General features: G+C 56.8%; 24 protein-coding genes. 17 read left to right on the forward strand and 7 right to left on the reverse strand.

The window, feature by feature from the left end; translation table 11 throughout:
- The first annotated feature begins 195 nt into the window (after window positions 1–195).
- From rpsD to Q1A59_RS04525, 15 genes are all read left to right on the forward strand, one after another.
- Window positions 196–816: a 30S ribosomal protein S4 gene (gene rpsD / locus Q1A59_RS04455; protein ID WP_298405852.1), complete on the forward strand. Its 621-nt coding sequence runs from the start codon at window positions 196–198 to the stop codon at window positions 814–816.
- A 44-nt stretch (window positions 817–860) separates the two neighbouring features.
- Window positions 861–1814 (forward strand): DNA-directed RNA polymerase subunit alpha, encoded by a 954-nt coding sequence (locus Q1A59_RS04460; protein ID WP_298405854.1) that lies wholly within the window; start codon window positions 861–863, stop codon window positions 1812–1814.
- Window positions 1815–1826: 12 nt separating this feature from the next.
- Window positions 1827–2177, forward strand: a complete 351-nt coding sequence (gene rplQ, locus Q1A59_RS04465; protein WP_298405856.1) for a 50S ribosomal protein L17 — start codon at window positions 1827–1829, stop codon at window positions 2175–2177.
- Entirely contained in the window at window positions 2177–3013 is an 837-nt protein-coding gene (gene truA / locus Q1A59_RS04470) for a tRNA pseudouridine(38-40) synthase TruA (RefSeq protein ID WP_298405858.1), read from the forward strand. Before rplQ ends, truA begins: the two co-directional genes overlap by 1 nt.
- 5 nt (window positions 3014–3018) lie before the next feature.
- Entirely contained in the window at window positions 3019–3450 is a 432-nt protein-coding gene (gene rplM, locus Q1A59_RS04475; RefSeq protein WP_298405860.1) for a 50S ribosomal protein L13, read from the forward strand.
- A gap of 93 nt (window positions 3451–3543) precedes the next feature.
- Window positions 3544–3942 carry a 30S ribosomal protein S9 gene (rpsI, locus tag Q1A59_RS04480; RefSeq protein ID WP_298405862.1) on the forward strand — a complete coding sequence of 133 codons (399 nt, stop codon included), beginning with the start codon at window positions 3544–3546 and terminating at the stop codon, window positions 3940–3942.
- 75 nt (window positions 3943–4017) lie between these two features.
- Window positions 4018–4614 carry a 16S rRNA (guanine(966)-N(2))-methyltransferase RsmD gene (rsmD, locus tag Q1A59_RS04485; protein WP_298405958.1) on the forward strand — a complete coding sequence of 199 codons (597 nt, stop codon included), beginning with the start codon at window positions 4018–4020 and terminating at the stop codon, window positions 4612–4614.
- A 3-nt stretch (window positions 4615–4617) separates the two neighbouring features.
- Window positions 4618–5103 carry a pantetheine-phosphate adenylyltransferase gene (gene coaD, locus Q1A59_RS04490; RefSeq protein ID WP_298405864.1) on the forward strand — a complete coding sequence of 162 codons (486 nt, stop codon included), beginning with the start codon at window positions 4618–4620 and terminating at the stop codon, window positions 5101–5103.
- Window positions 5100–5534, forward strand: a complete 435-nt coding sequence (locus Q1A59_RS04495; protein WP_066789300.1) for a hypothetical protein — start codon at window positions 5100–5102, stop codon at window positions 5532–5534. The genes coaD and Q1A59_RS04495 overlap by 4 nt, the downstream gene beginning before the upstream one ends.
- Window positions 5535–5604: 70 nt before the next feature.
- Window positions 5605–6138, forward strand: coding sequence for a DUF177 domain-containing protein (locus Q1A59_RS04500; RefSeq protein WP_298405865.1), 534 nt, complete (start codon window positions 5605–5607; stop codon window positions 6136–6138).
- Between the two features lie 13 nt (window positions 6139–6151).
- Window positions 6152–6337 (forward strand): 50S ribosomal protein L32, encoded by a 186-nt coding sequence (gene rpmF / locus Q1A59_RS04505; RefSeq protein ID WP_298405867.1) that lies wholly within the window; start codon window positions 6152–6154, stop codon window positions 6335–6337.
- A gap of 108 nt (window positions 6338–6445) precedes the next feature.
- On the forward strand, window positions 6446–7450 hold the full coding sequence (locus Q1A59_RS04510; RefSeq protein WP_298405868.1) for a beta-ketoacyl-ACP synthase III: 1005 nt from the start codon (window positions 6446–6448) through the stop codon (window positions 7448–7450).
- A gap of 132 nt (window positions 7451–7582) precedes the next feature.
- Window positions 7583–8542, forward strand: a complete 960-nt coding sequence (gene fabD, locus Q1A59_RS04515) for an ACP S-malonyltransferase (RefSeq protein ID WP_298405870.1) — start codon at window positions 7583–7585, stop codon at window positions 8540–8542.
- Window positions 8543–8550: 8 nt separating this feature from the next.
- On the forward strand, window positions 8551–9297 hold the full coding sequence (locus Q1A59_RS04520) for a 3-oxoacyl-ACP reductase family protein (RefSeq protein WP_298405872.1): 747 nt from the start codon (window positions 8551–8553) through the stop codon (window positions 9295–9297).
- A gap of 51 nt (window positions 9298–9348) precedes the next feature.
- The gene (locus tag Q1A59_RS04525) at window positions 9349–10098 is read left to right on the forward strand and encodes a 3-oxoacyl-ACP reductase family protein (RefSeq protein ID WP_298405874.1); all 750 of its coding nucleotides are present in this window, start codon (window positions 9349–9351) and stop codon (window positions 10096–10098) included.
- A 701-nt stretch (window positions 10099–10799) separates the two neighbouring features.
- Here the strand turns inward: Q1A59_RS04525 and Q1A59_RS04530 are convergent.
- The 6 genes from Q1A59_RS04530 to Q1A59_RS04555 all read right to left on the reverse strand — a co-directional run bounded on the left by Q1A59_RS04530 (window position 10800) and on the right by Q1A59_RS04555 (window position 18288).
- Complete coding sequence (locus Q1A59_RS04530) at window positions 10800–12290, reverse strand: NAD(P)/FAD-dependent oxidoreductase (protein ID WP_298405876.1); 1491 nt, start codon at window positions 12288–12290, stop codon at window positions 10800–10802.
- A gap of 116 nt (window positions 12291–12406) precedes the next feature.
- Window positions 12407–13873 (reverse strand): CpaF family protein, encoded by a 1467-nt coding sequence (locus Q1A59_RS04535; protein ID WP_298405878.1) that lies wholly within the window; start codon window positions 13871–13873, stop codon window positions 12407–12409.
- 15 nt (window positions 13874–13888) lie between these two features.
- Window positions 13889–15268 (reverse strand): AAA family ATPase, encoded by a 1380-nt coding sequence (locus Q1A59_RS04540; protein ID WP_298405880.1) that lies wholly within the window; start codon window positions 15266–15268, stop codon window positions 13889–13891.
- Between the two features lie 164 nt (window positions 15269–15432).
- Window positions 15433–16254, reverse strand: coding sequence for a tetratricopeptide repeat protein (locus tag Q1A59_RS04545; RefSeq protein ID WP_298405960.1), 822 nt, complete (start codon window positions 16252–16254; stop codon window positions 15433–15435).
- A gap of 50 nt (window positions 16255–16304) precedes the next feature.
- A complete protein-coding gene (gene miaB, locus Q1A59_RS04550; protein WP_298405882.1) occupies window positions 16305–17660 on the reverse strand; it encodes a tRNA (N6-isopentenyl adenosine(37)-C2)-methylthiotransferase MiaB in 1356 nt (451 codons plus the stop codon).
- 7 nt (window positions 17661–17667) lie between these two features.
- Entirely contained in the window at window positions 17668–18288 is a 621-nt protein-coding gene (locus Q1A59_RS04555; RefSeq protein ID WP_298405884.1) for a hypothetical protein, read from the reverse strand.
- Window positions 18289–18582: 294 nt separating this feature from the next.
- Here Q1A59_RS04555 and Q1A59_RS04560 point away from each other — a divergent pair, with 294 nt between their 5' ends.
- The gene (locus tag Q1A59_RS04560; RefSeq protein ID WP_299644063.1) at window positions 18583–19686 is read left to right on the forward strand and encodes a hypothetical protein; all 1104 of its coding nucleotides are present in this window, start codon (window positions 18583–18585) and stop codon (window positions 19684–19686) included.
- A 66-nt stretch (window positions 19687–19752) separates the two neighbouring features.
- On the opposite strand, the gene Q1A59_RS04565 is transcribed toward Q1A59_RS04560, so the two are convergent.
- Window positions 19753–20082, reverse strand: coding sequence for a DUF4342 domain-containing protein (locus tag Q1A59_RS04565; protein WP_298405887.1), 330 nt, complete (start codon window positions 20080–20082; stop codon window positions 19753–19755).
- A 413-nt stretch (window positions 20083–20495) separates the two neighbouring features.
- Here Q1A59_RS04565 and Q1A59_RS04570 point away from each other — a divergent pair, with 413 nt between their 5' ends.
- A complete protein-coding gene (locus tag Q1A59_RS04570; protein WP_299644066.1) occupies window positions 20496–21890 on the forward strand; it encodes an NEW3 domain-containing protein in 1395 nt (464 codons plus the stop codon).
- Window positions 21891–22008 lie beyond the last annotated feature (118 nt).

Here is a 22008-nt window from a genome sequence, read left to right on the forward strand (position 1 = left end):
GTTCGGAGACGGGTAGCGAAAGGGTACTAGTTTTGTACTGTGAGACGACCGCAATTGGAACCGGAGGGCATCGTTCCCGGACGCCCACTGCGGTGGTGCGTGCAAGCAGCAGCACCGGCGCCCATCTCACAGGTGTGAAAAGCGGAACGCAGCGTTTCCCTGCGTTCGTGATATTGACAAAGGATAAGGAAGACTATGGCGCGATACACAGGCCCCGTCGGTAAGGTGAGCCGACGGCTGGGGATTGGAATCACCGAAAAAGGACAGCGCATTCTGAACAAGCGGTCGGATCCGCCGGGGCAGCACGGTGCTGCAGCCCGTCGCCGGCAGTTGTCCGACTATGGTATGCAGTTGCGCGAAAAGCAGAAAGCAAAGTTTCTGTATGGCGTCCTCGAGCGCCAGTTCCGCCGTCTATTCGAGCAGGCGTCGCGCCGCAGCGGCGTGACCGGTGAGTACCTGCTGAGCTTGCTCGAGCGCCGGCTCGATAATGTGGTGTACCGGCTTGGGTTTGCCACGACGCGCGCACAGGCTCGCCAATTGGTGAATCACGGGCATATCGTTGTTGATGGTCGCAAGACAAATATCCCGTCGTATACCGTGAAGGTTGGGCAAGTGATCGCGGTACGCCCACAGAGCCGCAGCCGCACTTATTTCAAGAATCTGGTCGATAGCGGCGTGCTGAACAAGCACCGCGCCCCCGAATGGCTCCGGCTGAATGCCGCCGACCTTTCGGGCACAGTGGTTTCGCTGCCACGCCGTGAAGATGCTGAGGCCGGGATCAACGAGCAGTTGATCGTCGAGTTCTATAGCCGGTAGTAGCTCCCGTCTGCGGGATGCAAACGAAGAAATGGGAGGCAGCCGTGCTCGATATCGCTCAACCAAAGATCGAGGTTGTTGAGACAACCGAGACCTTTGGGCGCTTTAAAATCGAGCCGCTCGATCCGGGCTATGGACACACGCTCGGTAACGCGCTGCGGCGCGTCCTGCTTACAGCCATTCCCGGATCGGCGATGACACATGTGCGCATTGCCGGTGTCTATCAGGAGAGCGATACCATCCCCGGTGTGACCGAGGATGTGGTCGAGATCATTTTGAACCTGAAAGGCATCCATCTGCGTGGCCGCCACGAAGGTACGGCAACCGCGACGATTCGGAAGCAGGGGCCGGGAATAGTGACGGCAGCCGATCTGGTCTTGCCAGAGGGGCTGGTGGTCGTCGATCCTGATCACTATATCTGCACCCTCGAACACGCGCAGGCGCAGTTTGAGTTGGTGGCGACGATTGAGCGCGGTCGCGGCTATCTGTCGGCTGATCAGCGCGGGATTCTCCCGCTGGGTGAGATTCCGATCGACGCGATCTTTACGCCGGTGCCACGGGTGAACTATGTGGTGGAAAACACCCGTATCGGCCAAGCTACGGACTTCGACCGCCTGATTCTTGAGGTGTGGACCAACGGCACCGTGCGACCGGTCGATGCGCTCGACTATGCGGCTCGGGTGTTGGTGCATTATAACACGACAATCGCGAATTTCAACCGGCTGGCCGCTGAACCGGAATCCCAGCCCGAAACGAATGGGTTGGAGATTCCAGCGAACGTCTATGACACGTCGATCGAGACGTTGGAACTTTCGACCCGCACGTATAACTGCCTGAAGCGGGCCGAAATCACCAAGATCGGTCAGGTGTTGCAGATGGATGAGAAGGCACTCTTGTCGGTGCGTAATCTCGGCCAGAAATCGATGGAAGAGATTCGCGATAAATTGATTGAACGGGGTTATATTCCGCGATTGCCTGCGAATGGGGCGTCGCGCTAAGAGGATACGACCATGCGACATCGACATGCCGGAAAGTTGCTGGGGCGGTCGTATGAGCACCGCAAGGCGCTTTACCGTAACCTTATGATCGCCCTAATTGAGCACAAGAAGATTAAGACGACGCTGGCCAAGGCGCGCGCGGTCCAGCCTGAAATTGAACACCTGCTCTCGATTGCGCGCGAGGACACGCCGCATGCGCGCCGGATGGCGCTCTCGAAGCTGGCCAGCAAGGACGCGATGCGCAAGCTGTTTACCTTTGCGCCGACCACTTACGGCGGGCGCAATGGTGGCTACACGCGGATCACTAAGCTCGGCCCGCGTCGCGGCGATGGGGCTGAAATGGCTTTGATCGAGTTGGTCTGATGCGGACGATTGCGCTGCTGCTAGCCTATGACGGCGCCGATTTCGCCGGCTCGCAGTGGCAAACCGACATTCGCACGGTGCAAGGCGCGCTCGAATCGGCATGGGAGGCGCTTACGCAGGAGCAACGCCGGATAGTGTTGGCTGGACGCACCGATGCCGGTGTTCACGCCTCTGGGCAGGTGGCGCATGTGCAGACGGCAACCCGCCATTCGCTCGCTACGATCTGGCGTGGCCTGAATGCGCATCTGCCAACCGATCTGACGGTACAGAATGTCGGTGAAGCGACTCGCGATTTTCACGCGCGCTTTAGCGCTCTTCAGCGTGAATATCGCTACCTGATCGAGTGTGCGCCGGCGCCATTGCCGCAACTCCGCCATCAGGCGCTGCATTACGCAGGGACGCTTGATGTATCGGCAATGACCGCAGCGCTCAGGCTACTGGAGGGAACGCATGATTTTGCCGCCTTCACGACGGCAACGCCAACCCAACGCTCGACTGTACGGACGATTCATTGGACCCGGATCGTCGAGCGGGAGTGGTTTGACCGGCGGTTATTAGCCATCGAGCTAGCGGCAAATGCATTCCTGCAACATATGGTGCGGATGATCGTCGGCACGCTCCTGCTCGTTGGGCGTGGGCGGATGAACGTCGATCAGTTTGGTGAGGTATTGGTCAGCCGAGATCGCCGGCTGGCCGGGCCAACCGCCCCAGCGCACGGGTTGACGCTCACGGCGGTACGCTATCCGCCCGGCCTTATTCGCTGGGCTGAACCATTGGAACGGCAAAATGGCACGACGAAGGTCCAACAGCCTTCGTCCTACGTACACGAGGAATAGGTGCGGTGAAGACCTATCATCAGAAACCGTCAGAAGTGCAGCGCGACTGGTACGTCATTGATGCGAGCGGGAAGGTGCTCGGCCGGTTGGCGACGCAGATCAGTACGCTGCTGCGCGGCAAGCACAAACCAACGTATACCCCGTCGATTGACGGCGGTGATTTCGTGATTGTGGTTAACGCCGAGAAGATCGTATTGACTGGGCGCAAACCGGATCAGAAGATCTACTATCGGCACACTGGGTATCCGGGTGGCATTAAGGCCACACCGTACAAGATGATGCTGGCCAAGCATCCGGATCGTATCTTGCGTCTTGCCGTCAAGCGGATGCTGCCGAAGAACCGGATGGGCCGCCGGTTACTGACCAAACTGCGCATCTACGCTGGGCCGAACCACCCACATGCTGCGCAGCAGCCCAAGCCTTACATCCCGCGCTAGCGCAGCGTGGACCGTTGTTATTGCAAACTCGCGCCCTCGCGCGTTGATCACGAGCACGCGCCATACCCGGCGCACAGGTGGTGAGGAGAAGGAATGGAAGCCAAGCGCTACTATCAGGGTACCGGCCGCCGCAAGACGGCGGTGGCGCGGGTACGCCTCTTCCCCGGCAGTGGGGATTTTATCGTCAACGGTAAGAAGCCGGAAGACTACTTCGGCAATCGCGATCTGTTCCAGCACAACTTGCGGCTGCCGCTGGTGTTGACCAATCATCTCAACACGTTTAACGTCTTGGTGAAGGTCAAGGGGGGCGGCGTATCCGGGCAGGTTGGTGCGGTACGTCACGGCATTGCTCGCGCGCTGCTCGATTACGATAGCGAGCTGCGCCCAACGCTGAAGCAGGCTGGCCTGCTGACCCGCGACCCGCGCGCGAAAGAGCGGAAGAAGGTCGGTCTCAAGCGCGCGCGCAAGGCGCCTCAGTACACCAAGCGCTAACGCAGACACAAGCAATGATCGCAGCGATGCAAGCAGGCAGACGGTCCGCAACTCGGCCGTCTGCTATGCATTATCATTCACCGAGCAGTTGGCATGCGCGTAATAACTGGAAAAGCGAAAGGGCATCGCCTGAAAGCGCCGAAAGGGCTTGGCACTCGGCCTATGCTGGATCGAGTCAAAGAGGCGCTTTTTTCCGTGCTGGAAGGGTACGGGTCGATTCGCGGCGCTGTACTTGACCTCTACGCCGGTACCGGATCGCTCGGGATTGAATGCTTGTCACGCGGAGCTGATAGCGCCGATTTTGTCGAGCGCAATGCGCACGTCTGCTCGATCATCGCCGAGAACCTGCGCCATACTCGTTTTGATCAGCAAGCGCGTATCCATCACATGCCAGTTGATCGCTTTTTGCACCGTCAGCGCGGCGTTGGACGCTATGATATAATCATTATGGACCCGCCGTATGCTGATCCAGCGATCGAGGCGACCATGCAGCTTGTCGCGAGCAGTGGCGTTGGCAAAGAGGGCAGTTTGCTAATCGTCGGGCATTCACCCCGTGTCGCGCTCGCCGATGCGTATCCCGGTCTGCACCGGATCAAGTTTCGCCGGCTGGGTGATTCCTGTTTTTCGATCTACGAACTCACGACCACCGCTACGCCGGAACAAGAAGGGTAAGCCATGCGCATCGCCATCTATCCCGGCAGTTTCGATCCGGTCACTTACGCTCACCTTGATATCGCCCGCCGCGCCGCGCGTATCTTCGACCGGGTCATCATGGCCGTTTTCGATCGACCACAAAAGCGGCTGCTGTTTTCAACCGAAGAGCGCTTGCAATTGTTGCGAGCGACGACTGCTGACCTCGCCAATGTCGAAGCGATGAGCTACCACATCCTCACGGTTGAATTCGCGCGTGAGGTTGGCGCATGCGCAATCGTGCGCGGCCTGCGCGCCGGGAGCGATTTTGAAGCTGAGTTCCAGATGGCGCAGGTCAACCAGACGATCGATCCCGAGATCGAAGTGGTGGTGCTAATGGCCGGGCGGCCATTTGCGCATATCAGCTCGACGGCTGTACGCGAAATGGCTAGCCTAGGGCGCGATCCAGTGGAATTTGCACCACCGGTGGTCGTAGCGGCCTTACGGGAAAAATTCGCGCAGAGGGGGTGATCGCCATCGAGCTGGATGATCTGATTGATGAATTGGAAGAGGTGATCGCTGCCGGGGTTCGCTTACCTCTCAGCGGCGGGCGCACGCTGATTGATGAAGGTCGCGTGCTCGAGATCATCGACCAGATGCGCACAGTCATTCCCGAAGAGATCCGGCGCGCCCGCCGGATTATCGCCGAGCAAGAGCAATTGCTCGCTGCTGCACAGGCCCGCGTGCAAGAGGTGCTAAGCGAACGCGGTCTGTTGGCGGCTGTTGAAGCGGAGCGCGCGCGCTTGCTGCAACAGGCCGAACAGGAAGCCGCTGAGGTACGAGCTGGCGCTGACGCCTACGCTCGGCAAGTATTGGAAGAACTCGATGAGCGGCTGAGCAAGTTGCTCACGAGCGTTCGGAACGGCTTGCATGCGCTGGATGAGCGCCAACCGGGCGCTTGACAACCCGCCACTCTCTCGCCTATAATTTGGCGCTTGTGGCGGGGCCAATGGCGCGCCACAGGTGAAAGTTATGACAGCTCTACGGTTTAATCTCGCGCAACTGCTGCGCGAAGAGATGGGAGCGCGACGCGATATCTCGTTTACCGAGCCGGCGCTGCGGCTCGATGATAATCTAACGTTGCGCAATATTAGCGGTCGCCTCCGTTTGACCCGCACGGCGGCTGGTGTGTACGCACAGGTGACTGCTCACGGCGTTATCACTCTCACATGCGTGCGCTCGCTTGAACAGTTCGATTATGAACTTGATCTCGACTTCAGCGACCAGTTTTACGCTGTAGTCGATGTGGTGAATGGGCACCGATTGCCCAAACCGGTGGAAGATGATCCGTTTATGCTCGATGAGCTGCACCACATCGATGTGGGTGAAGCGATTCGCAGCTATGCGCTGATCAGCTTGCCGATGAACCCGGTCGCGCCGGCTTACCGCGACCAACCGGTCAACTATACGGTTGAGTCGGAAGGCATTGAGGAAGACGACGCTCCAGTCGATGAACGCTTCGCTGCGCTGCGTGAATGGGCGGAGCGACAACGGAACCAAAACTGAGGAGTAACAAATCATGGGTGCAGTACCGAAGCGAAAAGTATCGCGCCACCGGCGCGGTAACCGGCGGAAACATCTGGCGTTGACACCGCCGGTAATGGTAACCTGCCCGCGCTGTGGCGAATTAATGCGGGCGCATCGCGCATGCCTGTCGTGCGGTTACTACAAGGGCCGGCAGGTCCTGAAAGTGAACGCTGAGTAATCAGTGAAGCTCGGATCGCGACACGTGTAGGGTCCACAGGCATGAAGGGGCTGCCTGCCGATCAGATCGGTTTGGCAGCCCTTTACTGTAGATAGAAAGGTTGTGAGGGTGAGCAGGGAACGTTACGCGGCAGTGATCGGCTGGGGTATGGCCGTCCCCTCTCGCGTGATCACGAATGATGAGCTGGCACAACGGATTGACACCTCTGATGAGTGGATCCGTACCCGTACCGGCATCCGTGAACGCCGGGTCGCTGGCCTCGGTGAGAGCACCTCAACCTTCGCAACCGCCGCCGGACGCGAGGCGCTGGCAATGGCGGGAGTCGATGCGACGACCATTGATACGGTGATTGTCGCTACCTGCACCCCTGATCGACCGTTCCCCGCGACCGCTTGCACGGTGCAGGCAAATTTGCGAATTCCGCGTGCAATTGCGTTTGATCTAGTAGCAGCCTGTAGTGGTTTCGTCTACGGACTGACCGTCGCCACAAGCCTGATTAAAAGTGGGGTCAGCCGCCGCCTCTTGCTGATCGGGGCCGATATCTTTACCCACTATATCAACTGGGATGACCGAAATACCTGCGTTTTGTTTGGCGATGGCGCTGGCGCAGTTGTGCTAGAAGCGACCGATCAGCCGTTTGGACTGATCGCTTCCAACCTGAGCGCCGATGGTAACCTCGAAGACCTCATGGCGGTCGATGCCGGCGGCACACGTATGCCGCTCACTGCTGAGCTGCTGGCTGAAGGCCGGCAATATGTCTATATGAATGGGCGTGAGATCTTTAAGCACGCCGTGCGTGAGATGAGCGATTCAGCGATGCAGGTGGTGCAAGCGGCTGGGTTAACGATCGACGATATCGCGCTAGTGATCCCGCACCAAGCCAATGTGCGGATCATTGATGCGGTCGCGCGCCGGCTCGAAATTCCACCTGAGCGGGTGATGATCAATCTCGACCGGTATGGCAACACGTCGGCGGCTTCCATTCCGATTGCCTTGTACGAAGCCGCCCAACAGGGCCGGATCGCATCTGGCGACTATGTCTTAGTTACCGCATTTGGCGGTGGTTTAACTTGGGGATCGGGAGTGGTACGCTGGGGCCGTCCGGCGCAGTAAGAGGTTCGCTGGGCCGCTCGTTACGGCCCATGAAGATATAGCGACCTAACACGGACGATGAGCGGTCACGCTGGCGCAATAGTCTAGGGGGGAGAGTAAAGCGCCGGCAGGGAAGGAGAAGGCGGTCAAACCATGAGCATTGCATGGGTCTTTCCGGGTCAGGGATCGCAGGTAGTTGGCATGGGGCGCGATTTGATCACTGCATCCGCAGCAGCGCGCCAAATTTTTGCCACTGCGGACGAGACGCTTGATTTCGGGTTGAGTGAATTGTGCTTTAGCGGGCCAGAAACCGACCTCACTGCCACAGAGAATGCGCAACCGGCGCTCCTCACCACCAGCATGGCCCTCTTAGCCGCGATGCGCGAACTATTGGGCGACCGGCTCGAACCACCGATTGCGGTCGCTGGTCACAGCCTTGGTGAATACTCAGCCTTGGTTGCAGGCGGTTCATTGGATTTCATCACGGCGTTGCGCCTCGTGCGTCGCCGGGGCGAATTGATGGCCGCCGCTCACGATGGCAGCATGGCAGCCGTCATCGGGCTTGATACCGGCATCCTTGAACAGATCTGTCAAGAAGTGAGCACAGCACTTCAACACCACAATCAATTGCACGGCACCGTTGTCATCGCTAATTACAATGCCCCTGATCAACTCGTGATCAGCGGCAGTGTAGTGGCAGTGGAACATGCCAGCCTACTCGCCAAAAGTCGCGGCGCTAAACGTGTGATTCCGCTCAAAGTCAGCGCAGCCTTCCATTCCCCCTTGATGGTCGAAGCCGCCGAAGGTATGGCGCAGGCGATTGCCAGCGCGACCGTACACGATCTAGAAATTCCGCTGATTGCCAATGTCACTGCTAAACCGCTCCGCGATGCCGATGATGTGCGGCGCGAAATGGTCGCGCAAGTGGTAGCGCCGGTGCGTTGGATTGCGTCAGTACAGCACATGGTAGCGATGGGGGTCGAAACCTTCGTCGAGATCGGACCGGGAAGAGTATTGACCGGGTTGATTCGCCGGATTGCGCCAGCAGCGCGCTTGATCAACATTGCCACCTTCGAGGATGTACGGGCATTGACGGCAATGCAACCGGTATAGAGAATGCTATGGAATTGCAGGGGCAGGTCGCCATTATTACCGGTGGCGCGCGTGGAATCGGGCGCGCCACGACCATTGAGCTGGCTGCTGCCGGGGCGCGTGTATTGATCAACTATCAACGCAGCGCCTCGGCGGCTGAAGCCTTGGCGGCTGAAATGATCGCAAAGGGCAGTGATGCGTTTGCTTTTCAGGCGAACGTTACCGATGAGCAGGCAGTCGAGCGAATGGTACACGCGGCGCTGGAACGCTGGGGCCGGATCGATGTGCTAGTGAATAATGCCGGCATCACTGCCGATGCACCACTGGCTCGCCTACGGCCAGAGCAATGGCAACAGGTAATTGAAACCGACCTGACCTCAGTGTTTCTCTGTTGCCGCGCTGTCGTACCAATCATGCGCGCCGCTGGCTATGGCCGAATCGTATCAGTCAGTTCGCTGGCGGCACTGGCTGGCAATGTCGGCCAGACGAATTATGCCGCCGCCAAAGCCGGTATTATCGGTTTGAGCCGCTCGCTCGCTCGTGAAGTCGCTCGTGATGGCATTACCGTCAATGTCGTCGCTCCCGGTTATATCGAAACCGATATGGTGGAAACCGTGCCGGAAGCATTACGGGCATGGGCGCTGCAAGCGATCGCGTTGGGACGGTTTGGCCGACCTGAAGAGGTCGCCGCCGCTATCCGGTTTCTCGTCTCTCCACGCGCTTCGTACATTACCGGCCATGTCTTGACCATTGACGGAGGTTGGGTGATGCCGTAGGGTTGTTGTTGCGCGGCAATGACAGTACCACGGAACGGGATAGAAGCAACAATGATCGACTTCACCGGACAAGTAGCAATCGTTACCGGCGGGTCAGGAGGGATCGGGCAAGCGATTGTGCGCGGCCTCGCCCGGTATGGCGCTCGGGTGTTGGTAGGGTACCATCACGACGAGGCTGCTGCTGCCAGCATTGTCGCCGTGGCCCAATCGTTTGGCAGCGAAGCCGCAGCACTAGCAATCGATGTCCGCGAAGTTGACAGTGGGCCTGCGTTGGTGAATGCAGCCCTCGAGCGGTGGGGCCAACTTGACATCTTGATCAATAGCGCGGGAATTGCCGATTATGGCCCGCTGAGCGAGATGAGCAGCGAGCGCTGGCGACAAACGATCCAAACCAACCTGAGTGGGGTCTATCACACCTGCCGCGCAGTCCTACGCCCGATGATGCAACAGCGCTACGGACGGATCATCAATCTGGCTGCACTGTACGGATCCTCTGGCTTTCCCGGTCAAGCCGACTTTGCCGCAGCAGCCGGCGGGATTATCGGGCTAACACGCGCCTTAGCCCGCGAAGCGGCGCCGTGGCAGATTACAGTTAATGCGGTCGCACCGGGAATGATCGAGACAGACCTCGTGCAAGCCATTCCGGCAGAAATCCAAGCGTGGAGCGCTAATATCATCGCGTTACGCCGATTGGGGAAGCCCGAAGAGGTTGCCGCCGCCGTGCTCTTCCTCGCGTCACCGGCAGCATCGTATATCACCGGACAGACGCTGGCCGTCGATGGCGGCTGGACGATGGCGTAGGAAGATAGTGTTCCTTTCCCGCTATGCCAGCATAAAAACGCAGATGCGGTAGTTGCCTACCGCATCGCGACTAAATGGATCAACTTAGATACCCGCCTACTTTTTACTTACACCCTCTCGGAACCCAACCACCTCGAGAGTTCATCAGAGCGGCAAGGATGTTCCAAACCACCGTACCCTCACAGGTCCTTTAGCTGCTCCGCCTTCAGCAGATTATGCGCCGGGCTAGCTTTTGCTATCGGATTATCTCACCATCTAGCGTGGGACAGCAGCTCTTTCTTACCCAACGCGGTGAGTTTGTTTGGGAGGCAACCGTACGGCTCGCAGAGCATCCGATTACTCAGCAGTAATCCGGCGCTTGTCTGTTCGTCTCCCCGACCCCATCATCATTACTTTTTTCGATGGTGGTCGTTTCCCCGAACTTACGCTGCACCTCTCTCACCTTACCCACACATAACTCTTTACATTAGAGGTGAAGCGCTTGCCTTCCGGTTGCACGTAAGTGGTTAGTTCCTCCTTCCGATTTCTGATGTTCTCTCGAGGCTACGGCCTGATCATAGCACCCTGAAGGTCAAAAATCAAGTACTTAATCGTAACTTAACGATGATAAAACACAATTCTTTGTGCTATCAGCCATCGTAGGGTTAAAAAGCTGTTAAAAACCCCGAAGGCATATCGATAGGAGTGTAAAGCATTTTTATTCACACAGGCATGTCAGCCGCGATCCGGGCAGCCACTGCTTGCCCCGAAAGCAAAACTAGTGGGATACCACCACCGGGATGGGTGCCGCCACCAACAAAGTATAGGCCGCGCACCCGGCGCGCGCGCAGGGGAGGGCGGGCAAAGGCGGCAAAGGGTGAATTGGAGCTAATGCCATAGATTGAGCCAAAAGTGGCGTTGTAACACTGCGCCAGATCGCGCGGCGTCCAATGATAGGTGTAGCGAATAGCGTGACGCAAACCGTGCAGACCCATCGTCTCAAGTTTGGTGATGATGTGATCGCGGTAGGCCGGCAGCACAGCTTCCCAATCGATCCGGCCATCGTCAACTGGCGCATTCACCAACACAAACAGATTCATGTGACCGGGCGGCGCATGGGCAGGGTCGGAACGACATGTCGCGGCGATATACACCGTCGGATCGAGCGCGGGACGGCGATCGCGCACGATGGCCTGAAACTCCGCCGGGTAATCGCCGCCAAAGAAGATGTTGTGGTGGACTAATTGCGGAAAATCGCCCTCAACGCCGAGAAAGAGCACCACCCCACTGTATGACGGTTCAATCCGGGCGAGACGCGCTGCCTCGCGCTGGCCGCCGGGGATCAGCCGCTCGTAAGCGTATTGCGGATCGGCGTTCACCACCGCTGCCGCAGCCGGCAAGACAGTACCCTCGACCAGCCGCACCCCGCACACCCTGCCATTCTCAACCATGATCTCGGCCACCGGCGCGCGCGTGCGCAGCTCAACCCCTAGCTCCTCAGCCAAGCGGACCAGCGCCACGGCCAATTGGTACATCCCGCCGCGCACATACCAACCACCTTCCGCCAGCTCAATGTAGGCGATCACATTGAAGGTAGCTGGTGACAGGTAGGGCGAAGAGCCGTTGTAGGTCGCATAGCGATTAAAGAGCTGGCGTAGATGCGGGCTACGGAAGAACGAGCGCACCGCTGCATCAACACTGCGCAGCGCATCAATGCGCAGGGCATGGCGTGCCATCGTTGGCGTGATCAACTCGCGCAGACCATCGAACGGGCGCAGCAGGAAGGGGCCAGCCACCGCATCATAAATTCGGGATGTGTGAGCCATAAAACGAAAGAAATGGGGCACATCCGCCGGGCTGATGCGCTCGATCTCTTGGATCAACTGGGGTAATCGCTGCCACGCATCAAAGCGGGCGCCATCGGGCCAGAAATAGCGGCAGGTCGGCTCCACTTGCTCAAGGCAGAGGTAGTCGTCCATGCAGCGATTAGCGGCGGCGAACAGATCGCGGATCACCCATGGCATTGTCAACAACGAGGGGCCGGTATCGAAGGTATACCCTTCAGCCTGATGGAGGTTCAGCTTGCCGCCTAACCGTTCGTTCTTTTCACAGAGGATGACACGGCGGCCTTGGGCAGCCAACCGGATTGCCGCCGCTAAACCACCCAAACCACCGCCGATAATGATTATCGGAAGTTGCGTTGTATGCGCCATAGCGTCACACAAGATAAAAACGCAAAGACACTAAGACGCAAGCGATAAGCGGGCGCTGATCACAAGCTACCCGGCCAACGCGCTGCGTCTGCGCGTCTTTGCGTTCCATTCACCGACTAAAACCGGCCCCGCTGGCCCGGAATCTGCGCCCCGAAGATGCTCGGCGGCAGCTTGAAGCCATGAGCTTCGAGGCGTGGGGTGAACTTGGGCCGCACGCCAGTCGGGCGCAGTTCAGATATGATCTTTCCCTCACCAGTTTTACCGAGGATTTCGAGCTTAAAGATATCTTGTAGCACGACGGTATCGCCTTCCATACCCTGCACTTCGGTAATGTAGGCCACTTTACGCGAACCGTCTTCGAGGCGGGTTTGCTGCACGATCAGATCGATAGCGGATGCAATCTGCTCGCGAATCACTTTCAGCGGCATATCCATACCAGCCATCAAGGCCATCGTCTCCATACGAGCGATCGCCTCGCGCGGCGCATTGGCGTGGAGCGTAGTCAACGAGCCATCGTGACCGGTATTCATCGCCTGCAACATATCGAGCGTCTCACCGCCGCGGCACTCGCCAATCACGATCCGCTCAGGGCGCATACGCAGCGAGTTAATCACCAGATCGCGGATCGACACCCGGCCAGTACCATCAATCTCCGGTGGTTTCGCCTCGAGGCGGACGACGTGATCTTGGGCCAATTGCAATTCGGCACTATCTTCAATCGTTACAATCCGTTCATCTTCAGGGATGAAGTTCGAGAGCACGTTGAGCAAGGTCGTCTTACCGGAGCCGGTGCCACCAGCGACCACAATATTCAAACGCGAAACGACGCAGGCCCGCAAGAATTCAGCCATTTCGGGCGTCATTGAACCGAAGCGAATCAGATCATCGACCTTAAGCTTATTCTTGGTAAACTTACGGATGGTAATCGTCGAGCCATCGATCGCGCAGGGCGGAATGATCGCATTGACACGCGAGCCATCAGGCAAACGAGCGTCAACCATTGGCCACTTGCGGTCGATGCGGCGACCCAGTGGGCGAATAATGCGGTCGATAATCTTCATCACGTGCTCATCGGAAGCGAAGCGCACGTCGGTGAGCTTGAGCTTCCCTTTTTGCTCGATGTAGACTTTATATGGCCCGTTGACCATAATTTCCGAGATACTATCATCATCGAGCAACGGCTGGATCGGGCCGAAGCCAAATAGCTCATCGCACACCATCGCGAAGAGCTTTTTGACATCTTGATCGGACAAATTGATGTTGGCTTGCTGATAGATGCGGGCAAACCGCTCTTGCAACAGCCGTTCAGTCTCAGGAGAGCGTTTAAGTTCGGTCTGATTGCCTAACGAAGCCTGAATCCGGTCTACAATCCAGAGCGACAGATCGAGCATGCGCTTCTGGTCATTCGCCGGTGTTGCATCTTGCACCGCTGGGCGAGCCGCTGCGGCAGGAACGGCTGCCGGAGCCGGCGGGGGAGGTGCCGGAGCGACAGTGGCTGCCGGAGCCGGCGGAGGAGGAGTGGCAACAGCCGGCGTAGGCTCGGGCTGAGCAGGATTACCGGTGAGACGTTTGAGCAGCGACATAGTGATCCAACCTCCTTAGCCGAGCTTGACGAAATACGCTTCGCAGGCGCGATCGATCAACTCACGAGACATCGCCGGCGGAATACCACGGTACTTCGATTCATCCAATATCTGATCGCACAAATCACGGGGATGGCAGGAGCGCAGCTCGCGCCCGACTTTCATATAGTGTTCTTGGATAAGGTAGCGCAAACCATCATCGCTATAGGGAATGCGTTTTTGTTTGCACACGAGCTGGAAGATCGCCCGAAACTCGGTTGGCGAGGGGTTAGGCACCTCGATCTTATGGCGAATGCGACGCAAGAACGCATCGTCAACTAGATCTTTGGGGTTGAGATTGGTGGAAAAGACGATCAACACATCAAACGGCACTTGAATCTTCTTGCCAGTTTGTAGCGCAAGAAAGTCAACCTTTTTTTCGAGCGGCACGATCCAGCGGTTGAGCAGGTCTTGCGGGCGGCACTTCTGGCGGCCAAAATCATCGATCAAGAAGAGGCCGCCATTGGCTTTCATCTGGAACGGCGCCTCGTAGACCTTTGAAATCGGGTCGAAGATCAGCTCAAGCTGCTCGAGTTCAAGCTCGCCACCGACCATCACCCGCGGTCGTTTACAGACCACCCACCGCGCATCGGGATACGTCGTTGCTGGCGCTGCCACCGGGCCGCCAAACGGTGATGGTAGCGGCAGCTCGGCATGGCCGACTTCGTTGATCTGCACGACCTGATGGTTGAGCGGGTCGAAGACCTTGATAATCTGGCCATCAACTTCAACGGCGTAGGGAATAATCACCAACCCGCCGAGCAAATTTGCAATCCCTTCGGCAATCGTCGTTTTCCCATTACCGGGAGGGCCGTACAAGAAGAGCGAGCGGGCGGAATTGGCCGCCGGGCCAATCTTATCGAGCATCTTCTCGCTGACGACCAGATGGCTAAACGCCTTGCGAATCGTCGCCTGATCGATCACTAGTTCGCCGATACTTTGGCGGAGGGTAATATCAACATACTGCTGCAACGGCACCGGAGCGGGGCCGGCGTACTGGTTCCGATCGATCACTTCGTGAACCTTGTTGCGGCCCTTGCCAGTAATGACGTATTGAAACGAGCGCTCGCTAAAACCGCCTTCAGCTCCGATAATATCAACGTATTCTTCCAGCTTGAGAAACTCAAGCACCTTATCGATCACGCCGAGAAAGGGCAGTTTAATCGTCTCTTCCAGCTTCTGGCCGGTGATCGCGCCGGAAAAATAGATTACCTTCAGCACGTGATCGGTCAGAAAGCCCATTGACAGACCCGTCTCAGCGATGGTGGCCGGCTGTGGCGGTATTTCAGGCATCCGTTGCGAAGGTGCGCTTGCCGGATTGGCCGCCGGATTCACTTCGTGCAGACGGAAGCTCATAACCTACCCTTTCTGCCATAGCGCCGGAAAAGCGGGGGGGACGGCAATCTATCAGACCATACGTGAGATGCGCGCCTGCTAAAAGTAGTATAGCGATCCACGCGGCGGAGCGCAAGGGGAAGCCGGCGTCAGGCGACAATGCCACGCTAACGCCGGCGCAGAGGTCACTCTTCTAGATGATCATCATCGTCAGCGATATCTTGATCGATCTCATCGAGACCAATCTCTTCGTCTTCATCGCCGCCGATAAAGTCCTCCTCAAGGGTTTCGGTCTCTTCAACCAACTCTTCTTCGTCGATCACATCCTCATACTCATCGAAGCGAAGCGAGGAGAGGACGGTAGCGCCTTCACCAAGCTTACCGGGGAAGGAGACGCGCCCGCGCTGGCTCGGGTCTTGATAAATTTCGCGGATCAGAATCCGCACATTACGCGAATCCGACTGCACCACCGCAGCGAGATAGCGATTGCCGCCATTTATTAACTCGACGAGGCGATGGCTAAGTTTCGGTTCGATCCGGCCAATCAGATTGCCATCTAGATCGACGACATACACCATCTTGCCCTCAACGCGCAATTCCACCTTTTCGCCAGTAATGAGAGCATCGACGGCGGGACCGCGCTGGACATCCACCAGTGAGGTCAGGGCGGTGCGGCCGGTTTCGGTAATAAACATGCGCATATCGATCTGCTGGCGGGTCGAGCGGGTCACTGGCGCTTCAGTGATACCACGCGACAGCAGCGACTCGAGGCGAGCGACATTCTTGCGCGCGATCGGATTGGAGGCATTCAGGCGCAGGGCATTCTGATAGGCGCGGTGGCTCTCGGTATACTTGCCCAGCTCAAACAACGCCTTTCCCAACCGATTGTACGTCTCGGCATCTTCGCTCACGCGCAACAACTGCTGGTTCAACTCGACCGCCTCTTGCCAGCGATTCAAGGCAGCCAATTCAATCGCCTTTTCTTGCAGGCGGCGGCGAATCCGCATCTTTTCATCTTGCTTTGACAAGGTTGTTCTCCTTGAGTTGGGCACTGAACCTATTGATCGAGTTGCGGTACACCCTGCAACGACCATGGGCTGGTTACAGTAATAGTCACCGGCACCAATTGGCCAGTTAGATCGGCAGGATGGCTAAAGAAGACCAGCCGATTGCCGGGAGTGCGGCCGCGCCACTTACCTTTGCTCTCGCCTTCGACCAAGACCTCAACCGTCTGGCCGAGGAAGCGGGCCATCCGTTCGGTCGCAATCTGTTCTTGCAACTGCTCGAGCCGGCGGCGGCGTTCTTCCTTCACCTCTGGCGGCACGGCGAGCGCCGGATCCTGTTCTTGTTCAGCAGCGCGGGTGCCGGGACGCGCCGAGAAGGCGGCAATATGCACCTTATCAAACCCAATCTCGGCGCAGAGTTCCATCGTTTGGCGAAAATCCTCTTCGGTCTCGCCGGGATGGCCAACGATAATATCGGTCGTCAACGAGATATTGGGAATAGCGGCGCGGATCTTGGCAATCAACGTCTTATAGCGCGCTACCGTATAGCCGCGCCGCATCAGCTTGAGCACGCGGTCGGAGCCGGCCTGTACCGGCAGATTGATCTCAGGCTGACAGCGCGGCAAGCGGGCGACGGTTTCGATCAAGCGATCAGTCATCCACGCCGGATGCGAGGTGAGGAAACGGAGCCGGAGCAAACCGGGGATGGCATCGACTGCCGCCAGCAGATCGGCCAGCTCAGGCCGGCCGGGGAGATCGTGCCCCCACGAATCGACAATTTGCCCAAGGAGGGTAATTTCCTTGGCGCCGCGCGCGACGATCCGGCGCACTTCCTCGACAATCTCGGCCAAGGGGCGCGAACGCTCACGGCCCCGGCGCAGTGGAATGACGCAATACGAACAGGTCATATTGCAGCCATACTGGATCGGGACATGCACCGAGACCGGTGGATGGCGCCAATCACGCACCGGCAAAGCCGGCTCATCAAGGGTGTAGACCGGGTTGGGGGCAAGGGCGACCACCTCATCGACCGCGGAAGGCGAGACGAAATGATCGACCATCGGCAACTGCTCGGCGAAGATCGAGCGGTTATTGGGGCCGACCATGCAGCCCCAGAGCACCACTTTAGTATCGGGATGGACACGTTTGACCCGCACCAACTCGCCGAGCTTGCCCAGAATCCGCTCTTCAGCAGACGCGCGCACACTGCACGAATTGAGCACAATAAAGCTCGCCTCTTCAGGGCGCGCAGCCGGGCTATAGCCCACACCTTGCAACGCCGCTTCCAACCGTTCAGAATCTGAGATATTCATCTGGCACCCAACCGTCCAGACGTAATAGCGCCGCTCGCGCGGCGTCTGATCACGATCGGGACGGGGGCGCTGATCGAAAAAGATCACATCCTGCATGGAACCTTTACCAGACGATAACCGGCAAACCGCACTCCACGCTCTGGCGCGCCGCTTCGCGGAGCGACTCAAGGCAACGGAAGGCATCGGAGCGCGGCGAGACGCCGGCTCTGATCAATTGTGGCGCTAACTCAGACAACTCGCGCAGCAACTGCACCGACGAGCCAAAGAAGGCTTGATCTTCTTCGCCATCCTCGCCCTCAAACGGCAAGTAGATCGGATCAGGGAAATCAACCGGCAGGTAATAGCTATTAATCCCCTGCAAGTTGATCAGATGGCGGTACCGGCTAGGCACCAACTCGTCCCAGACATCGGTCACGGCGCGGTCGAGATCCTCTTCAAGGACGGGGCCATCGGCGATAATCGGGGCCAAATCGTTGCCCCGCTCGAGATGGGCCGCCAGACGGGCCAACTGGTAGAGGGCACCCATCGTCTCGATCGAGCCTTCCCACACCTCGACACCGGGTTGGCTGAGCAAATCGATATCAATACCATATTCGCGCAGTTGATCCTGCACGGCAGCAACACTCTCGTACTGTTCTTCGTACTCGGCGCGATCCTCATCGGGCCGCACCATAATTAACGACGCAACCGCCAGATCAAGTTCGGCGGGAGCATGAGCAGACATAGGGTTTCTCCTCACTGAGCGCAAAACGCACTATATAGTATACCATATTGTTTGAAATAACTTAACCAACCGGTTTCTGGGCGCAAGGTACACTCCTACACCCTCGTGCGTGGAACTCAATATGTTTACCCGTTGCTCACAGGGGAGGCACGCTCCCTTCGCACTATGACTAAGCAGCCTACTTCTCGACCCAATCACAACCAGCGTTGGATCCAACGCTGGTTCGAGCGAACCCTGTTTGGACTAATAGGAACCATCTTTACAACGCACATTGGCCTCGCTATGTACCTTTGGTTGAAACAGCCAGCCGAACCATTCCTCATCGGCGAATGGCTCATCAACTATCAAGGTGGATTTGTGCGCCGTGGCTTGCTCGGCGAGATAATCATACAACTCTCACGCCGGATTATGATCGACCCGGTTAAGACAGTCATTGTCGTTCAAATTGGTATCGGTGCGCTCTTTTTGTTACTGACCTACATCCTCCTCCGCCAAACTAATGTCTCGATCATCACCGCAACACTCTTCTTTTCACCCGCTTTTTTGCGCTTTCTCTTAGTCGCATGGCTTATCGTTGGTGTGCGCAAAGAAATGCTTTTTAGTATTATCTTTCTTATTCATCTACTTAGCTTGCGAACGAATTACTCTTTTTCTCCAATACTACCGCTATTTATCGGAACTAGTACGATCGTTGTTATATTATCACATGAAATGCTCGTGATATTACTGCCATATCTCCTCATAGCTTCGCTTTGTTACGAACGACAATGGGGCAGGATATCCTATGCGACTGCAATAGCGATCATTCCCGCAAGTATAGTGGCTAGCATCATCATACAAGCGCCACACACAACCATCACTACCATTGACCACTTATGTGCTGCGTTGGAATCCAATCCTCCGCGCGATTGCATCGATCGCGGTCATCTAGGGGCAATCACGTTCCTTACGAAAACCGTCCTGCAAAGCATACAATTTACCCAATCACTCATAACTTCGGAAGCAGTGCAGGTTTACCTAATAACCGGCCTCCTCAGCATCGTTCCACTCATCATCACGATTGTTAGCTACCGACTATGGCAGTTCTTGCCAAAACAAACACTGATGTGGGTAGGTGGATTGTGGGGATTATCACTCGCCACAACAATACCATTATTTTTCGTGGCCGTTGATTATGGACGCTTCATCCACATTCACATTACATGCAGCACGTTCTTACTTGCGTGGTTTCTACAGCTAACCTCAGCCCCTCTCTCAGCAAAGGTACAACACTCAATGCACGGCTGGAGGGCAAGTGTTCTTCTCGTCTTCTTTATCGGGTTTATTGGGAGCTGGCGTCTACCGGTATGGTTAGGAGACGCAACCTATACGAACGCCTTTCGGTGGATATGGCAATAGGGGGAACAAAAAGCGGCGGTTGCGAAAGGGCAACCGCCGCCGCTTCAAGACACAAGGCATTTCTACTCAATACCGCTCAAACACCGACTCAACCACATCGATCGCGCGATCAAACTCCTCATCGGTCTCGGATGCAGGCGCACCAACAGCCTGCTCTAACCCCACATCACGCACAATCTCAATCGTCACCCGCGGCATCTCGTCGGCAATCGCCTTGACGGCGGCCAATACTGGGCGAGTGGTAACGCCAGCCAGCATGGCGGGAACCCCGATCTCGATTAGGTCCTCACCGTCTTCATTTCGAATGATCAACCGCTGCACGCCCGGCTCAGCAATCAGCTCGCGGATGCGAGCGAGCAAGCGCCAGCCATGAACGAGCTCAATCGCGATGTCCATGGTCCCCTCCTGCGCCGTGCTGGCGCTCTGTCTGAAATATACTCCGCTACAGTACAGTGTAATTGCAGGCCAGCGCTTTGCATGAAATGAACCCTTCACCGACAGTACAGATATTTTAATCATCAAATATCGATACTTTTAGTATTACTTTTACGAATGCTATCAGATCGTTAGCACATATATCGTTTTAGGCCAAACAATAGCTACAAGAACGGATGACCTGCTGCTCATAGCCACAGGCTAGCATCAAAACATGCAGCCATCCTTATTCTGACGCACCTCATCAGGTAAAACGTTTGACACTTAGGGTTGCGGTAACTTATAATGAGGGTGGATTCGTCGCCTTGTAAGCAGAGGAGCCGGCAAGCAGCATGAAACCCTCTGTTCGAACCCAAAACGTTACTGTTGCATTCGTGTCAACCCTGCTCATTATGCTCCTTGCCCTTCAGCAGTTTTCAGTTGTAGCTGCGCCGGTAGCACAAATCAATTTTACGTGGAATCCCATCTCAGCTACTACTTCAAGCCAGCCCGGCCAAACCATATTGGTCAATGCCAACCTCCAAAATCAGGGAGCGACTGACACGTTCAATATTACATCCACAGCACCAACCGGATGGACGGTAACAATAGCTCCGAGCACATCGGTGAGCATTAACGCTAACGGTAACCAGTCGTTTACCTTCATCATTATTATTCCGGCTACGGCAACTCTGGGCACCTACCAAGTTAATATTTCTGCTGCACGCGCGAGTGCTCCTACGACTACAGCTCTTTTTCCCATCTTAGTAACAGTCAATCCCGCGCCACCAACGCCAACTCCCGTTCCAACTATTACACCGACTGCAAGTCCTGTCTGTCTCGACGGTTTCGAGCCGGATAATTTCCCGGCAGAGGCACGACGGATCGATATTCTGATTCCGCAAGAACATGTACTCTGCCCGACTGGCGATGAGGATTGGCTCTTCTTTGGTGGCGTTGCGGGTAAGGTGTACACCATCGATGTGCCGGTGATGCGACCGGGGATTGACGTATCACTTGAACTTTTCGACAGCAACTTTAACCGATTGGCGTTCAACGACGATTTCTTTAATCGCGATCCGGCTAATCCCAATCCCGGTGATATTCGACCACGGATTACCGTGCGCATTCCGGCTGACGGCACCTATTACATCAGAGTGCGCGATGTGGCCGGGCGAGGCGGGGTCAGTTATGCGTACACGATCGTCTTGCTTGACGAAAGCAATGGCCCCACACCAGCGCCAGTCGAATCAGTGTGCCTTGACATTTTTGAACCGGATGGCCTACCCGAACAGGCACGGTTGATAACTTCGAACGAGATACAAGAAAATCGGCGGCTATGCCCAACCGGTGATGCCGACTGGGTAACATTTTTTGCCAAGGCTGGCAAACGCTACGTCATTTATACTGATACCCGACGCTACCGCGGCCCCAATACGGTCAATGACAGTACAGTAGCCGGTGCTGATACGGTGCTGGTGCTGACTGATCGTGACGGCGTAAGCATTCTTGATATCAACGATGACATGCCGGGCGGAAATACGCTCGATTCGCAGATCGAGTTCACACCGAAAGTTGATGGATTCTATTTCGCGCAGGTCAAGAATGTCGGTGATATTGGCAACCAATTTATTCGCTATGATCTTGTGTTGTTGCTCTGTCTACCGGGCCAAACCGATTGCCGCCGACCAGATGCGCCACTTCCCGGTTTGCCAGCCAACCCGGCTACCCCGCCGGCAACAGCGGTGCCTATTAATGCGCCCACGCCAACGCCAACAACAAAACCTTAGAGCCATGGCTAAAAAATGCGCACATGAAGGCAAAACAGCATGGGAATAAGTAGCAAGGTTGGTCTGTGCATCATGCCTCTAGCATGCAGCGAACAGTACGGATACAGGCGTAGCGTCC

It is taken from the genome of uncultured Chloroflexus sp., from assembly GCF_937951745.1.
GTDB lineage: Bacteria > Chloroflexota > Chloroflexia > Chloroflexales > Chloroflexaceae > Chloroflexus.

Coding starts and splice junctions, on each gene's coding strand:
- rpsD (WP_298405852.1), top strand. CDS start 196: ATGGCGCGATACACAGGCCCCGTCGGTAAGGTGAGCCGACGGCTGGGG.
- rplQ (WP_298405856.1), top strand. CDS start 1,827: ATGCGACATCGACATGCCGGAAAGTTGCTGGGGCGGTCGTATGAGCAC.
- truA (WP_298405858.1), top strand. CDS start 2,177: ATGCGGACGATTGCGCTGCTGCTAGCCTATGACGGCGCCGATTTCGCC.
- rpsI (WP_298405862.1), top strand. CDS start 3,544: ATGGAAGCCAAGCGCTACTATCAGGGTACCGGCCGCCGCAAGACGGCG.
- coaD (WP_298405864.1), top strand. CDS start 4,618: ATGCGCATCGCCATCTATCCCGGCAGTTTCGATCCGGTCACTTACGCT.
- Q1A59_RS04500 (WP_298405865.1), top strand. CDS start 5,605: ATGACAGCTCTACGGTTTAATCTCGCGCAACTGCTGCGCGAAGAGATG.
- rpmF (WP_298405867.1), top strand. CDS start 6,152: ATGGGTGCAGTACCGAAGCGAAAAGTATCGCGCCACCGGCGCGGTAAC.
- fabD (WP_298405870.1), top strand. CDS start 7,583: ATGAGCATTGCATGGGTCTTTCCGGGTCAGGGATCGCAGGTAGTTGGC.
- Q1A59_RS04520 (WP_298405872.1), top strand. CDS start 8,551: ATGGAATTGCAGGGGCAGGTCGCCATTATTACCGGTGGCGCGCGTGGA.
- Q1A59_RS04525 (WP_298405874.1), top strand. CDS start 9,349: ATGATCGACTTCACCGGACAAGTAGCAATCGTTACCGGCGGGTCAGGA.
- Q1A59_RS04530 (WP_298405876.1), bottom strand. CDS start 12,290: ATGGCGCATACAACGCAACTTCCGATAATCATTATCGGCGGTGGTTTG.
- Q1A59_RS04535 (WP_298405878.1), bottom strand. CDS start 13,873: ATGTCGCTGCTCAAACGTCTCACCGGTAATCCTGCTCAGCCCGAGCCT.
- Q1A59_RS04540 (WP_298405880.1), bottom strand. CDS start 15,268: ATGAGCTTCCGTCTGCACGAAGTGAATCCGGCGGCCAATCCGGCAAGC.
- Q1A59_RS04545 (WP_298405960.1), bottom strand. CDS start 16,254: ATGCGGATTCGCCGCCGCCTGCAAGAAAAGGCGATTGAATTGGCTGCC.
- miaB (WP_298405882.1), bottom strand. CDS start 17,660: ATGCAGGATGTGATCTTTTTCGATCAGCGCCCCCGTCCCGATCGTGAT.
- Q1A59_RS04555 (WP_298405884.1), bottom strand. CDS start 18,288: ATGTCTGCTCATGCTCCCGCCGAACTTGATCTGGCGGTTGCGTCGTTA.
- Q1A59_RS04565 (WP_298405887.1), bottom strand. CDS start 20,082: ATGGACATCGCGATTGAGCTCGTTCATGGCTGGCGCTTGCTCGCTCGC.